Raw genomic sequence first — 15,019 nt, 5'->3', positions numbered from 1 at the left:
ATAAATTATCTTTTAAATATTATTTAGTGGAAAGTATCATAAGAAGAATATTAATAGAATATAGAGAAAAAGCCAAAAAGATATTTGTTAATTGCGAATATCTTTTTTTTATATATTAAACATAAATTAAGCAGAATTGTTTATGGATTATGTATACATATGGACAATGTGATAAAATTTATAATAGCAAATGCATTAAGTAATAAGACATATTTTATTGATTATGAATAATTATGTTTTAATTAGGGGGATATTGATATGAGGTTTGATAAGATTACAGTTGCAGTAGATATGGCGGGGTGTCCGAATAGATGTAAACATTGCTGGATAGGACATTTTAATAACGGAAATATGTCTATAGAAGAATTGAAATATGTATCAAATACTTTTAGTGAATATACTGCTTCACTTGAAGTATATAGTTGGTTTAGGGAGCCAGATTATAAGAGTAATTATAAGCAACTATGGGAATTAGATAATGAATTAAGTATAAATACAACTCCAGAAAGATTTGAGTTACTAAGTTTTTGGAGAATAAATAGAGATAAAGAGTATGTTAAATGGGCATATGATATTGGTGTTAGAAGATGCCAATTAACTTTTTTTGGACTTGAAGAAGAAACTGATTACTACATTGGAAGAAAAGGTGCATTTAAGGAATTAATAAGTGCTACTGAGATATTACTTAATAATAAAATTGCTCCAAGGTGGCAAATGTTTATTAATAAAGATAATATTAATAAGATACAACCACTTATTGATTTAAGTAAAAAAATGAAATTAAGTGAAAGATGTGAAATCATAGGAGAAGAATTTGAGTTATTTGTGCATCAAGGAAGTTGTGATGGTGAAAATGAAAAGTTATATGATATAAGAATAACGTCAGATGATTTAGTGAATATACCAAAAGAATTTCATAAGCATTTAGGTGATACTGAAGAAAGAATCTATAAGAAACTTATTATAGATAATTCTACTGTTAACCTTGTTTCGCAATCTCCTATTTTCTATGTTACTTCAGAATTTGATGTATACCCAAATTATACATCAATATTACCATGGTGGAAATTAGGAAACATAAAGAAAGATGGAATTGAAATAGTATTAAATAATTATATAAATAACAATTCTTTAGCACAACATAATAGATTAACAATACCCATTAGCAAAATGGTTAAAGAATGTGGAAATCCTAAAAGTAATAGATTATTTGATAAAGAAGATTATATTATGTATATAATAAATCAATATTGTAATAGATAGGTAAAATAAATTAAGTTTCACTAGCTAAATGAGAGATAATTGAACCAAAGTGTGAAGGTTCAATTGAGAAAGTTACAGTAGCATTTTCAATTTTGATTTTATAAATAAATGTTTGTATAATAAGTAAAAATACACTTATAATTAATAGACATGATGATTGGACAGAGAGGAGCGATTTTTTATGAGTAAATTTATGAATAGACATAGAATGGAAACTATACTTATAGGTATTGGACTTATAGTATTGTCTTTATTTCTGCATTATTTACACTATTTAACTTTTAATGATTTACACCATACTTTAATATTTTTATTTGCAGATATTGCATTTATTCCAATGGATGTATTCTTTACAGCCTTTGTAATAGAAAAGCTACTTGAAAAGCGTGAAAAGAATCATAAGAGAGAAAAATTAATTATGATTAAAGGAGTATTCTTCTCAGAGTTTGGAGCAGATCTTCTAGAAGAATTTTCTAAAGGTGATAGAGAGATTGAAAGTATAACTAAAGTGGCCATTGTAAATAAAGAGTGGGAAAAGAACGATTTTAAGGAGCTTGAAAGGGTTATTGAAAATCATGAGTTTTCTGTTGATGCTAGCAAAATAGATTTAGATAGAGTTAAAGAAATTCTTAAAAGTAAGAAAGATATGATAATATCATTTATAAGTAATCCAACTTTAATGGAACATGAGGTATTTTCAGAGTTAATTATGTCATTATTCCACTTACTAGAGGAGTTTGATGATAGATATTATAACATGATATGTGGTTGTTGTGATGATAATCATATAGAAAAAGATATAACTATTTGCTACGAGCAATTAAGCGGAATCTGGGTTAAATATATGAGACATTTAAAGGAGGAATATCCTCAATTATTTATAAAGGCAATGCTTCACAATCCGTTTGATACAAGGACTCTTGATGAAAAACTTGAAACATGTGGATTAAAATGTAGCGGTAAAAAATAATGAATGACAATGTTTTAATAAAGAAATATTTTAAAATTATGTAATGTATTGTATAATTATTATATAATCTAATTAATTTTTAAAATTAGTTATTGATTAAAGTAAGAATTAATAATATAAGGATTATAGAAGAGAAGAGGATTTATGAAAAAGATATTTAAAGCAAAGATAATTAAATTAATAGGCTTTTGTTTAATACTTATATTAAATTCTATTCTTTTTATAGAAATAAGCTTTTTAAAAAGGACAGTTGATAATTCAATTGGAGATTTTTATGAATTTAGAGATGTTTTTAAGAATTATATAATTCCTACTATTAATATTATAGAGATAATTTCAATGATTATTTTTGTTATAGTTATTATATTATATTTAAAATTTGTACTGCATGACAGTAAATTAAATAAAGAAGCAAGTAAATAAAGGGTGGATTATCCACCCTTTATTTAATACTAAAATGAACAATTATTAGTATTAATATAATTGCTCTATTATATATCCTTGAGTCTTAAAAAGATCTTTAATACTTGCTATATGTTCATATCCATTTGTTTCAACGGTGACTTCAAGTAATGTATTTCTTAGCTTGTTAACTGCCTTAAATTGATTATGCTCAAGCTTAACAACATTAGCGTTAGTTTCTCTAAGAAGGTCTGTAATTCTACTAAGTTCTCCTGGAATATTTGGAAGTTCTACTGTAAAGCAGAATAATCTTCCTCTAGAAACTAAGCCACTATTAATAAGAGACATTATAGTAAGCATATCTATATTTCCACCACTTATTATAGAAACAACATTTTTATCCTCAAAATCTAATTTTGATAATGCAGCAAGTGATGCGGCACCAGATGCTTCAGCAACAAGCTTTTGTTTCTCATTAAGTGCTAAGAAGGCATCAACTATTTCATTGTCACTAACTGTTACAATAGTATCAACATTCTTTTGGATTAGTGAAAAAGTAAGATCACCAGGACATTTTACTGCAATTCCATCAGCTATTGTGCTTACATAAGGAATTGGAGTCAATCTTTTTGCATGGAAGCTATCGTGCATAGCACTTGCACCTTCAGCTTGAACTCCTATAACTTGTATATCTGGATTAATTTCTTTAGCAGCTAATGAAATACCACTAATTAATCCACCACCACCGATTGGACATACTATTGCATCTACATTTTTAAGATCTTCAAATATTTCAAGTGCTATAGTTCCTTGACCATGAATTACATCAATATCATTGAAGGGATGAAGGAATGTAGCTCCTTGTTCTTCTTCAATTTTCTTTGCAAAACTATAAGCATCATCATAACATTTACCATGTAAAATTACATTTCCACCAAAATCTTTAGTAGATTGAACCTTTAGATATGGCGTAGTAGTTGGCATTACAATTGTTGCTTTAATACCCATTAAATTAGCAGCATATGCAACACCTTGTGCATGATTACCAGCAGATGAACAAACAACACCCTTAGCTTTTTCTTCATTAGTTAAGCTCATCATTTTGTTAAGGGCACCTCTTATTTTGTATGCACCAGTTAATTGAAGGTTTTCACACTTCATAAACACATTGTTTTTTGATAAGTCAGAGAAAAACTTACTATGCAATAATGGAGTTTTAACTACTACATCTTTAATATTTTCTCTTGCGACTTTAATACTATCTAAATGCATAAATAACACCTCTCTTTTGTGAATTCTCACACTTATTATAACATTTACAATAAAAGATTATAGAGGTTAAATACAAAATAATTAAAATATTTAGACTTTTTATCAAAATTTTAGACTTTTTGAGATTTTTTCTTTATAATGGAATTACAAAAGATAAGAGGAGGGAATTTTATGAATAAAACAATAATCAAAACAAATAACGCACCTGCTGCAATAGGACCATACTCACAAGGTGTTAGAATAGGTAATATGGTATACACATCAGGTCAAATTCCACTAAATCCAGAAACAAAGGAATTAGTAACAGAAATAAAGGCTGCTACAAGACAAAGTTTAACAAATGTTAAGGGTATTCTTGAAGAAGCTGGAACAAGTATGGAGAATGTTATAAAGACAACAGTTTTTGTTAAAGATTTAAATGATTTTGCTGCTGTTAATGAAGTTTATGCAACATTCTTCCAAGGTGAACCACCTGCAAGAAGCTGTGTGGAAGTTGCTAAATTACCACTAGATGCACCTGTTGAAATTGAAGTAATTGCTATAGTAGAATAGTATTTAAGTTTAAAAATAAAAAAAGGCTAAAAATCTTTTAAGATTCTTAGCCTTTTTTATTAATATAAATAGTTTATACAGTCAAATATAGTTTTCTTCTATTATTCTTTAATATTCTATTTTAATTTTTTCGTTATTAAATTTTTTAATTAAAGTAAATAATGATTTTAGACCACTATATAAAATTATTATTAGAGCTATACCTTGAATTATATAGAAAATAAAATATATGTGATTATATATATTTTCAGAAAAGTTTTCTATAGTAGAAGCAACTTCATTAGTTAATAATAAAATTGTTAAAGCTTTATAACTTAATCCTTTTTCATTTTTAAAAGAATATCTAACCCAACAAGTAAATATAAAAATACAGAAAATATCTAGAGCCAGTTTAATAAAATAATCTATGTTCATAGTCTCATCTCCTAAAAATAAATTTCGTATATTATATTAAAAATCAGTAGAAAAAGTTTAATTACAAATTACATATTAAATTCTAAATTATTTGAATAAATCTACTTAAATTCAAAAAATTACACTTGAATTATAACATTTTTTTTGAAGAGATATTTAATTGAATTGAATATTTTACAAAAAGTACATAATGATAAAATATAGTAGGTTATTAATTTTTTATTTAAGGTATAAATGTTATGAAATTTTATAATAAGTATCAAGTTATTCATAAATAATATAATTAATGAATAACTTGATTATTTTTTGTGAAATTTATAATATTATAATTTATAATATTATAAATTTATATTATTATAAATATATACAAATTACGGAATTAATGCAGAATCAATTAATGAGATGAAGGGAAGTTTAAACATGGATATTTTACTTATGAAAATAACAATAAGAAATTCTTGGGTAGGTTCCTTAAAAGAAAAAAGAATGATAGTTAGAAGTGTTACTCAAAGATTAAAAAATAAATTTAACATATCAGTTGGAGAAGTTGATAGGCAAGATGAGCATAAGTTTATGGTTATTGGTATAGCAGCTGTATGTGGCAATGTAAAAATAGCACATTCTACAAAGGAAAAGATATTAGATTTCTTAGAAGAAAACATTGAAGGGAAAATTATAGATATTGAGGAAGAAACAGAAATATTTTAATTAGTATGGAGGATATAATGAAGTTTAGGGTAGCTAAGTATGGGGATTTAAATCAAATAAAACTAATGATAGATGAGGTATTAGAAAGCGGTGTAGGGACAGGGCTTAATTGGACAAAGGAATATCCAACTATTAAAGATTTTGAAATGGATCTTAAAAATGGAGATTTATTTGTAATGGAATCTGAGGATTCAGAATATAATATAAAAAATAATATTGTTGGAGCTGTAGTTTTAAATAGCTCTGAAGATATAAATTATAAAAAACTAAAATGGAGTAATTCACAAAAAGCTTTAGTTATACATAGATTAATGGTAAGTCCCAAGTTTTCAAGAAGTGGTAATGGAAAAAGACTTTTAAAGTTTATTGAAGAGGAATGCATACGACGTGAATTATCACATATAAGACTAGATACAAACACTGAAAATATAAGAGCTAAGAAGCTATATATAGGAAGTGGATATGAAGAGGTTGGAGTGATAAATCTTCAAGGAAAAGACGGGGATTTTATCTGTCTAGAAAAAATATTATAAAAACATTGATAAATTACTGGAAATTTATTATTGACAAAACTTTTTTTAAATATTATATTAATATACAAGAAGTTTGAAAAAATTTTAAAATTAGAATATTAAAACTAAATATTAGGTTTCTTATCAAGAGTGGTGGAGGGACTGGCCCTATGAAACCCGGCAACCTACGGACAATACTAAATGTTCGATTATAGATTCTTCAGGAGTGAGGAGTTTATTTGTTATGAGTATTTATACTTTATTGTTACGTGTGGTGCTAAATCCTGCAGCAAGATAATTGCTGATAGATGAGAGAATAAATTAATAGGGTGATTATATCATGCACTAGGGATTTATTCTCTAGTGCATTTTTTATTTTATTAAGTTTAAGATGCAAAGAGTAGAAGAAACCTATTTTTTAACCAAGAGTTAAAGAATCATTAAAAGGTATTTTTCTACTCTTATTTATTTTCATAAAAGGGGGCAAAATTTATGATAAAGATAGAGAGCATAAAAAAGAATTTTGGAAAATCAGAGGTTTTAAAAGATATATCATTAGAGATAAAGAAAGGAGCGATATATGGAATAATTGGACATAGTGGGGCAGGTAAATCAACATTGCTAAGATGTTTAAATGGGCTTGAGAGTTATGATTCAGGTTCAATAAAAGTAATGGGAAAGGAGATTAAAACACTAAATAAAAAAGAGATAAGGGAACTTAGAAAAGACCTTGGAATGATTTTTCAAAGTTTTAACCTCTTAAGCCGTAAGAATGTTTATGAAAATATTGCATTACCTTTAGAGGTTTGGGGATTTAGCAAAGAAAAGATAAATGAGAGAGTATTAGAATTATTAAGATTAGTATCTCTAGAAGATAAAGCAAGTAGTAAGCCAGCTGAGCTTAGTGGGGGACAAAAGCAAAGGGTGGCAATTGCAAGAGCATTAGCTTTAGAACCAAAGATTTTATTATGTGATGAAGCAACATCAGCACTAGATCCAAAGACAACTAAAGATATACTATCACTATTATCAAGAATAAATAAAGAACTTGGAATAACCATAGTTATAGTAACCCACCAAATGGAAGTTGTTAAGGAGGTATGCGAAGAGATAACACTTTTAGAAGATGGAGTAGTTAAAGCACAAGGTAAGTCAGCAGATTTATTCTTAAAACCAGGACTTTCGCTTAAAAAATTCTTAGGGGATGACGATATAGATATATTACCTGATGATGGAGTCAATATAAAAATATTCTTCCCAAAAGACTTCTCAGAGAATGCGCTTATAACTAAGATGGCAAAGGATACAAATAAAGATTTTTCAATAGTTTGGGGCAAACTTGAAAGATTTAGAGGGGATGTACTTGGAAGTTTAGTTATAAGTATCAATAGGGAAGATGAGGTCTATATATTAGATTATTTAAGAAGAAAGAATGTTCAGTGGGAGGTATTATAGATGTTTGAAGAAATATTAAAAGCTACAGGTGAAACGGCCTATATGGTAATATTATCTACAATTTGTGCATTAATAGCTGGAATTATAATAGCCATAGTTCTTACATTAACTGCACCAGATGGATTAAAGCCAAATAAAAGTGTATATAGAGTATTAGATTTTATAGTAAATATTTTAAGAAGTTTTCCATTTGTAATACTTATGGTAGCATTATTCCCACTTAGTAAATTGATAGTTGGGACAACTGTTGGAAAAGAGGCTATGATAGTTCCGCTTGCTATTGCAACAGCACCTTTTATTGCAAGAATAATAGAAAGTGCATTAAGAGAAGTGGACAAAGGGGTAATTGAAGCTGCAAAATCATTTGGGGCAACAGATAGTCAAATAATATTTAAGGTAATGTTTAAAGAAGCAATACCAGCTATGATTTCCGGATTAACATTAACAATAATAAGCGTAATTGGATATTCAGCTATGGCGGGGGCAGTAGCTGGAGGAGGACTTGGAGATGTTGCTATAAGATATGGATACCATAGATATGAAACAGATTATATGATAGTAACAGTAATACTTTTAATAATCATAGTTCAAGTTTTACAGACTTTAGGAAATTATTTTTATAAGAAACTTTCAAAATAAAAATTAAATTTAGCAAAAAGCAATAAATAATAAGGGGGATTTTCAATATGAAAAAAAGAGGATTAATATCAACAGTTCTAGTAGGAGTTTTATCATTAGCGTTAGTAGGATGCGGGGGCAGTTCTAAAGACGATAAAACAATAACAATTGGAGTTACACCAGTTCCACATAAGGAGATTGTAGAACATATAAAACCTAAGTTAGAGGAAAAGGGATATAAAGTAAATATAAAAGAATTTACAGATTATGTTACACCTAATAAGGCATTATCAGAGGGAAGTTTAGATGCAAACTTCTTTCAACATATACCATATTTGAATAAACAAAATGAAGCAGAGAATTTGGGATTAACTTATACAGCAAAAGTTCATTTAGAGCCTTTAGGATTATATTCAAAAAATATAAAAGATATTAAGGATTTAAAAGATGGAGCAACTATAGCAATTCCAAATGATCCATCAAATGAAGCAAGAGCACTTAAACTTTTAGAATCTCATGGACTTATAAAGGTTAAAGAGGGAGAGCTTGTAACTCCAAAAGATATAACAGAAAATAAGAAAAATTTTGAATTTAAAGAATTAGAAGCAGCTGCAATTCCAAGAGCATTAGATGACGTTGATGCAGCTGTTATAAATGGAAACTATGCAATAGATGCTGGATTCTCAGTTAAAAATGATGCGCTTATTGTAGAAGATAAGGACTCAAAAGCAGCAGAACAATATGCAAATATTATAGCTGTTAAAGAAGCTGATAAAGATAGCCAAAAGATTAAAGACTTAACAGAAACTTTAACATCAGAGAATGTTAAAAACTTTATAAATGAGAAATATGATGGAGCGGTTATTCCGGCATTTTAAAACTGGTCTATACTTTAAATCGTTGTTTATAAATAGCAACAATTAAACGGACAAGTGTAAACTTGTCCGTTTTCTGTTAGCTTTGTATAGTATTAATATTGTCTTTATAAAATTCTATATATGCTATCCTTATATTTTAATATATATAATATCTTCAGTAATAACTGTACCTTTGATTTCATCTTTTCTTTTTGATACAATATTTCCACCCATATGTTTGTAAAACTCTATAGATGGATTTCCTTGTAGACAATTTATTATTACTGAAGAATATCCTATATGTTTTAATTCCTTAGTAGCAGCTAAAAATAGTTTTTTACCTAAACCCTCACCCTGGAAACCATGAAGTACATAAAGTGCATTAATTTCTCCTGAATCCATAAATGATTCATTTCTTGAGTTTCCGTAACTACAGAATCCGATAATTGTATTTTCAATAGACGCTACAATGAAATTATTATTCTTTTCTATATCTTCTCTTATTTCTTTAGCTAAATATTTCAGGTTATCAATTCTTTTATCAATCAGTTCATCAGGTATCAACCCTGTATAGGTTATTTTCCATGTATACACGTTTACTATAGTTATTCCCAATGCATCATCAGGAATAGCTTTACGAATTAAAAACATCAATTCACCTCAAAAAATCCTATTTATAGGTTAGTTTAATAAACAATTAACTAACAATGTAATACTATTATCTATTATATTATAGTATTGCATAAAACTTATTATAACTTAACTTACAAAGTATAACATATTTAATATATTGAGCATTATAGGTGGACGCTTCTATCTATAATTTTTTTGCTATATTTCAGTACTATATTAAAGCATATCATCTTATAAAAATTATTATTTTAAATATTATAGAAAGTTATTACTTAGGTTATATATAATTTACATTCTAACTATAAAAGGGTAAAATTAAATGAATAACAGAATATTTGGGGGAGGAAAATTTTATGAATATATCAAAGGTATGCGTAAACCTTACAGGAAAAGATATTTTAAGTATTGTAAACGACTTTGTTCACGTAAAAGGATTAATTTTAGATGAAGTAATTATAAATAATAATGTTTTAATTAAAGGTAGTTTTACTAAGGGATTAAAAATAAATTTTGAAGCAACTATAGATGAACTTGGAGTAGAAAATGGAAAAATAATTGGAAGATTTTCTAAGCTGAAAGTGTACAAGCTTGGAATCCTTAAAGTTTTTAGAAGTTTAGCTTTAAAAATTGGATTAAAAGCTGCAGGTGATATTGGAATAGATGCAACTAAAGATAGATTAACAGTTGATATAGATCAAATTTTAGAAAAAGTACCTTTTGTTAAAGTAAGTGTTGAAGAAGCATACATAAAAGGAAATGTTATTGTAGCTAATGTTAATGATATAACTGTAAACATAGGTGAGATAATTAATAAATTTGAAAAAGATGAAGTTTCAGAAAAAGAAGAAGCGATAGAAAAGATTAATAGTAATGATATAGTATCTACAGAAGCTTTAGGATTAAAAGATAGTGTTACTAGATATAATAAAGAATATATAGATGAAGAAATAGAAGAATTAATTGAAGAAAAAGAAATTCTAGAAATAAAAGAAGTACTTCAAGATACTGATAAAAAAGATGATTATTATTCAGTAGGAAGAAACGCTACTAAAGAAAAAGTAGAAAATAAATTACCTGATAATGCAAAACAATATTCAGATTATTTATTCTTAATACCAGATCTAGCAGCATTAATATTTAGACTATTAAAGGATGATAGAGTACCACTTAAAACAAAACTTGCAGTATCTGGATCTATAGCATATATAGTTTGTCCAACAGATATGATACCAAGTAATATACCTTTTATAGGTAAGATTGATGATTTAGCTATCCTTTTCTTTGCATTAAATAGAATAGCTAATGATGTTCCTTTAAAGGTAATAGTTGAAAATTGGTCAGGTAAAAATGAATTAATATTAGTTTTAAAGAGTGGACTTGATTATGTATCAGGATTCACAGGTGCAAGAAATGTGGAGAAGGTTTATAATGTTGTAGAACAATTAAGTGTATTGTAAATTAAAAAGGAGCAAAGTATGGCAAAGTATTATTCAGTATTTAAAGGAAAATCAGGTGTACCTAAAATTTTTACAACTTGGGATGAATGCAAAGCCGAAGTTATAGGATGCAAAGGTGCTATATATAAAAGTTTTAAAACAATGGATGAAGCGAAGGAGTTTATTCTTTTAAATATAGAAGGCGGAAGTAATAAAAGTACAAAAAAAATAAAATCAAATAATATAAGTAAGTGTGAGAATGAAGATGTTTCTTCTGAGAGCTTTGTAGCAGAAGAGGGTTTAACTATTTATGTTGATGGAAGCTTTTCTGTACAAAAAGGAAACTTTTCATATGGTCTTTTAGCAATAAATAATGGAGAAATTATTTATGAGGACAATGGTGTTGGCTTTGATGAGAAGGCAATTCCACTTAGAAATGTTTCAGGTGAGGTTCTGGGTGCTAAAAAGGCAGTTGAATATGCAATAGAAAATGGATATAATTCTGTATCCATAGTTTTTGATTACCAAGGAATAGAATCTTGGGCTCTTGGAACATGGAAAAGAAATAATGAAATAACAGCAGAATATCATAAATTTATGCAAGAAAAAATGAATGAGATAAATATAAGATTTAAAAAAGTAAAAGGTCATTCAGGAGATAGATTTAATGACAAGGCAGATCTTTTAGCAAAATCAGCATTAGGCATAATATAGTGCACCTAGCCATAAATTTCTTAGTTTAAAAATAAATAAACTACATAACATAAAAATAGCATCAGAAACAAATAAAATTTTATTAAAGAGGTGTTATTTATGGGTAGATTAATTAGAGGAATGGCTGCAGGTGCTGTTATAGGTACAGCAGTAAGTATGATGATTATGCCACAAATTGATAGAAGAACTAGAAGAACAATGAGAAGAGCCGGTAGAAGAATGATGCATGCAGCTAGAGTAGACAATATGATGTCAATGATAAGATAGTCTAAAAAAACACTTACTATAATATAGTAAGTGTTTTTTTATAAATTTATTACCTTAAATATGTCGAGTCTTTTGAAAAATATGTGAGGAATTTAATTTTAATTAAACTTTACTGTTAAAAAAATTAACAAACTTTAACAAGAATGTTGTATATATTCAAAGAAGCGTGTTATAATAGGTTTAAATTTATACAAAATGTAAATAAAATTAACAAACATTGAATAAAATAAGAAATAGAAAAGGACGAAAGAGTATGGAAATTCTATCTTTAGGAGAAAAGATAAAGAGAAAAAGAAAAGAACTAAATATGACATTAAAAGACTTAGCTAAAGACAGAATAACTCCTGGTCAGATTAGTTTAGTTGAATCAGGAAGATCAAATCCATCAATGGATTTATTAGAGTATTTAGCAACAAATTTACAGACAACAGTCGAGTATTTAATGGAATCAGAAGAAAGTCAAGCTGAAAAAGTATGCACTTATTATGAGCAAATAGCTGAGGCATATATATTAGATGAAGGATTTACAGCAGCTGAAAAATATATAGAGAATGCATTATATTATGCAGAACTTTATAATTTAGAATATAAGAAAGCAAAGATACTTTATTTAAGAGCGAATATACATGTTGGAAAAGGTGAACTTACATTAGCACAACAATATTTCTTATCAGCAAATGTTATTTTTATAAAAAATAGCAGACATAAAGAAATAATTCAGACATTCTTAAATCTTGCAAAGATAACTTTAGAACTAAAAGCATACTATTCTGCAAATAGTTATTTAAAACAAGCAGAAAAAGTATTTATGGATAATGAAGTTGGAGAAGATTATCTTTTAGGAGAAATCTACTTCTATTTAGCTAAAACTTATTTTGAAATGGACAATATAGGACGAGCTATAGATTATTCATTCTTGGCTAAAGAGAAGTTTGAAAAGATAAATAATAAAGAAAAATATGCGAAGACATTATTATTCTTATCAGAAGAATATAATAAAAATGGAGATTTAGAAAATGCTATAAAGTATTCAAAGAAAACTTTAAAGATTTATAGAGAATTAAATGATTTTTCAAATATATCAAATATAGAAAATGACTTAGGAAGACTTTTCTACAACTTTGAAAATATAGAGGAATCATTTAAGCATTATGAACTTGCAAGGGATATGAGAGTACAAAATAATGATAAAAAGTTAATTGAAACTTTAATAAATATATGCAGAAACTATTTAAAGATAAAAGACTTAAATAAGTGTCAAGAAGTATTAGAGCAAATATCTGATAAACTTACTGATGAGGATGCAGAAGAAAAAATAGAATGCAATTTAATAAAATATAGAATGTGTATTATTGATGATAGAAAAGTAGAGGCAGAAAATATTTTGTTAGATAGCTATAGGTATGCAAAAAATAAAGAATTGGTCCAAAAGGCAGGGGAACTTGCTATTATGCTTGGAAAATTCTATATTGATGAGAAAAATGATGAGAATGCAGCGAGATATTTAGATGAGGGAGTTAGTATATTTAGGGAAATTGGAATACTAAACAACTAGCTAAATGGGGGGTTAAAAATGGAGATACTTTCAACAGGAGAAAAGATAAAAAGAGCTAGGATATATAAAGGAATTACGCTAAAAGAGTTGTGTGGGAAAGAAATTTCTATATCCAAGATGAGTTGTATAGAGAATGGAAAAGTAAAGCCAGATGAAGAAATATTAAGATATATAGCAGATATTATACAGCTAGATTACAGTTATTTAGCAAAAGATATTTATGAGCAAATAATTGAAAATATAAAGAGTTTTGATGAGGAAGCTAAGACAGATAGTAATATAGAGAATGATATACAGTTAAATTTAGAATATGCTATTGATTATGAATACTATGAATTAGCATTTAATTTAATACATAGACTGTTTAATTACTATTTAAGAGGAAAGAAGTTAGATGAGATATTAGAACTTGTTCCAAAGTATTATGATTTATATAGAAGAAATAATACAGATGAAAATACTATAATATACTTCAAAGATATGGCAGACTATTTATATTCAAGTAAAGAATATAGTGAGGCTAGAAATTACTATAATAGAGTTTTAGAAATATTAATTGATAAAAATGATACAAAAAATGAATTATACCCTTACATGAGCTACAGAGAGGGAATGTGTCTTTTAAGATGTGAGGAATATGATGAAGCAGAAAAATATTTAACTATAGCAAAAGAGAATTCAGATAATATAGAATCAGATGACCTTAAAGGTAAGATATACTATGCTACTTCTCTTATAAGTATTCTTAATAATAGAGAAGGAAAGGCTGATTATTTATCAAAATCCTATGAGTTTTTAAATAACAATAATATAAGAATTGCAGAATCGAAAATTGATTATGCTGACGCTTATTTTAGGGTTAATGAAGATGAAAAAGCTTTAAATGAGATAAATGAAGTTGTTGACTTATTACCACAAGAACAACTTTATGATGTTGGAAGTCTCTATGTAAAAGGGGCAAGACTCCTTAAGAAAAATAATAAGCTAGATTTAGCAGATGAATTTGCAGATAAAGCTTTAAATATTGCAATAGAGACAAATCATATAGAGCTAATTGAAGAGGCTTATTACTTAAAAGGAATGCTTCTTCAAATGCAAGAGAGATATAGAGAAGCAGAGCTTTATATGAATCTATCATTAGATTCCCTTGTAAAGTTTGGTACTAAAAAAGATTTATATAGTAGATATATAGATATGGCTAATATGTACCATAAAACTAAATCTGTTCAAGACTCAATAAAATATTTTACATTAGCAATGAACATAAAAAGAAAAATATAATATGAATTTTAAAGGGAAGTATTAAATTTTATATTGATACTTACCCATAATAAAAGGAGGATTCGAATTTGAATCCTCCTTTTTGAATATAATAGTATAAACAAATATTT

17 protein-coding genes and 1 riboswitch are annotated in these 15,019 nt (G+C 27.2%); of the genes, 14 read left to right on the top strand and 3 right to left on the bottom strand.

What is annotated here, in order from left to right; genetic code table 11:
• Positions 1 to 258: 258 nt before the first annotated feature.
• The 3 genes from K5V21_RS07505 to K5V21_RS07495 all read left to right on the top strand — a co-directional run bounded on the left by K5V21_RS07505 (position 259) and on the right by K5V21_RS07495 (position 2,656).
• On the top strand, positions 259 to 1,263 hold the full coding sequence (locus K5V21_RS07505; protein WP_221860464.1) for a radical SAM protein: 1,005 nt from the start codon (positions 259 to 261) through the stop codon (positions 1,261 to 1,263).
• A 181-nt stretch (positions 1,264 to 1,444) separates the two neighbouring features.
• A complete protein-coding gene (locus K5V21_RS07500; RefSeq protein WP_243425044.1) occupies positions 1,445 to 2,233 on the top strand; it encodes a hypothetical protein in 789 nt (262 codons plus the stop codon).
• A gap of 144 nt (positions 2,234 to 2,377) precedes the next feature.
• A complete protein-coding gene (locus tag K5V21_RS07495) occupies positions 2,378 to 2,656 on the top strand; it encodes a hypothetical protein (RefSeq protein WP_221860462.1) in 279 nt (92 codons plus the stop codon).
• Between the two features lie 51 nt (positions 2,657 to 2,707).
• Here the strand turns inward: K5V21_RS07495 and ilvA are convergent, their stop codons facing one another.
• The gene (gene ilvA, locus K5V21_RS07490; protein WP_221860460.1) at positions 2,708 to 3,907 is read right to left on the bottom strand and encodes a threonine ammonia-lyase; all 1,200 of its coding nucleotides are present in this window, start codon (positions 3,905 to 3,907) and stop codon (positions 2,708 to 2,710) included.
• Between the two features lie 171 nt (positions 3,908 to 4,078).
• Between ilvA and K5V21_RS07485 the strand changes: the two genes are divergently transcribed.
• The gene (locus K5V21_RS07485; protein WP_204595076.1) at positions 4,079 to 4,459 is read left to right on the top strand and encodes a RidA family protein; all 381 of its coding nucleotides are present in this window, start codon (positions 4,079 to 4,081) and stop codon (positions 4,457 to 4,459) included.
• 108 nt (positions 4,460 to 4,567) lie between these two features.
• On the opposite strand, the gene K5V21_RS07480 is transcribed toward K5V21_RS07485, so the two are convergent.
• Positions 4,568 to 4,873 (bottom strand): hypothetical protein, encoded by a 306-nt coding sequence (locus K5V21_RS07480; RefSeq protein ID WP_221860458.1) that lies wholly within the window; start codon positions 4,871 to 4,873, stop codon positions 4,568 to 4,570.
• A 420-nt stretch (positions 4,874 to 5,293) separates the two neighbouring features.
• Here K5V21_RS07480 and K5V21_RS07475 point away from each other — a divergent pair, with 420 nt between their 5' ends.
• The 5 genes from K5V21_RS07475 (at position 5,294) to K5V21_RS07455 (ending at position 9,044) form a co-directional block, all read left to right on the top strand.
• The gene (locus K5V21_RS07475; RefSeq protein WP_221860456.1) at positions 5,294 to 5,581 is read left to right on the top strand and encodes a DUF503 domain-containing protein; all 288 of its coding nucleotides are present in this window, start codon (positions 5,294 to 5,296) and stop codon (positions 5,579 to 5,581) included.
• 17 nt (positions 5,582 to 5,598) lie between these two features.
• Positions 5,599 to 6,114: a GNAT family N-acetyltransferase gene (locus K5V21_RS07470; RefSeq protein WP_221860454.1), complete on the top strand. Its 516-nt coding sequence runs from the start codon at positions 5,599 to 5,601 to the stop codon at positions 6,112 to 6,114.
• A 117-nt stretch (positions 6,115 to 6,231) separates the two neighbouring features.
• Positions 6,232 to 6,408: riboswitch (SAM riboswitch) on the top strand.
• Positions 6,409 to 6,585: 177 nt separating this feature from the next.
• The gene (locus K5V21_RS07465) at positions 6,586 to 7,548 is read left to right on the top strand and encodes a methionine ABC transporter ATP-binding protein (protein ID WP_221860452.1); all 963 of its coding nucleotides are present in this window, start codon (positions 6,586 to 6,588) and stop codon (positions 7,546 to 7,548) included.
• Entirely contained in the window at positions 7,549 to 8,187 is a 639-nt protein-coding gene (locus tag K5V21_RS07460) for a methionine ABC transporter permease (RefSeq protein ID WP_221860450.1), read from the top strand. It abuts the gene before it with no gap.
• A 47-nt stretch (positions 8,188 to 8,234) separates the two neighbouring features.
• A complete protein-coding gene (locus K5V21_RS07455) occupies positions 8,235 to 9,044 on the top strand; it encodes a MetQ/NlpA family ABC transporter substrate-binding protein (protein WP_221860448.1) in 810 nt (269 codons plus the stop codon).
• A 129-nt stretch (positions 9,045 to 9,173) separates the two neighbouring features.
• Here the strand turns inward: K5V21_RS07455 and K5V21_RS07450 are convergent, their stop codons facing one another.
• Positions 9,174 to 9,674 (bottom strand): GNAT family N-acetyltransferase, encoded by a 501-nt coding sequence (locus K5V21_RS07450; RefSeq protein WP_221860446.1) that lies wholly within the window; start codon positions 9,672 to 9,674, stop codon positions 9,174 to 9,176.
• A 335-nt stretch (positions 9,675 to 10,009) separates the two neighbouring features.
• On the opposite strand from K5V21_RS07450, the gene K5V21_RS07445 reads away from it, so the two are divergent.
• The 5 genes from K5V21_RS07445 (at position 10,010) to K5V21_RS07425 (ending at position 14,909) form a co-directional block, all read left to right on the top strand.
• A complete protein-coding gene (locus K5V21_RS07445) occupies positions 10,010 to 11,113 on the top strand; it encodes a YkvA family protein (RefSeq protein ID WP_221860444.1) in 1,104 nt (367 codons plus the stop codon).
• An 18-nt stretch (positions 11,114 to 11,131) separates the two neighbouring features.
• Positions 11,132 to 11,806 (top strand): ribonuclease H1 domain-containing protein, encoded by a 675-nt coding sequence (locus K5V21_RS07440; protein WP_221860442.1) that lies wholly within the window; start codon positions 11,132 to 11,134, stop codon positions 11,804 to 11,806.
• Between the two features lie 99 nt (positions 11,807 to 11,905).
• On the top strand, positions 11,906 to 12,073 hold the full coding sequence (locus tag K5V21_RS07435) for a YtxH domain-containing protein (protein ID WP_204594770.1): 168 nt from the start codon (positions 11,906 to 11,908) through the stop codon (positions 12,071 to 12,073).
• Between the two features lie 253 nt (positions 12,074 to 12,326).
• Complete coding sequence (locus K5V21_RS07430; RefSeq protein ID WP_221860440.1) at positions 12,327 to 13,628, top strand: helix-turn-helix domain-containing protein; 1,302 nt, start codon at positions 12,327 to 12,329, stop codon at positions 13,626 to 13,628.
• A gap of 18 nt (positions 13,629 to 13,646) precedes the next feature.
• Positions 13,647 to 14,909, top strand: coding sequence for a helix-turn-helix domain-containing protein (locus K5V21_RS07425; protein ID WP_221860438.1), 1,263 nt, complete (start codon positions 13,647 to 13,649; stop codon positions 14,907 to 14,909).
• Positions 14,910 to 15,019: the final 110 nt, after the last annotated feature.

The organism is Clostridium sardiniense (genome assembly GCF_019753795.1).
Taxonomy (GTDB): Bacteria; Bacillota; Clostridia; order Clostridiales; family Clostridiaceae; genus Clostridium; species Clostridium sardiniense.
Note: the sequence above shows the minus strand (reverse complement) of the source record. Positions and strands in the feature narration are given on the sequence as shown.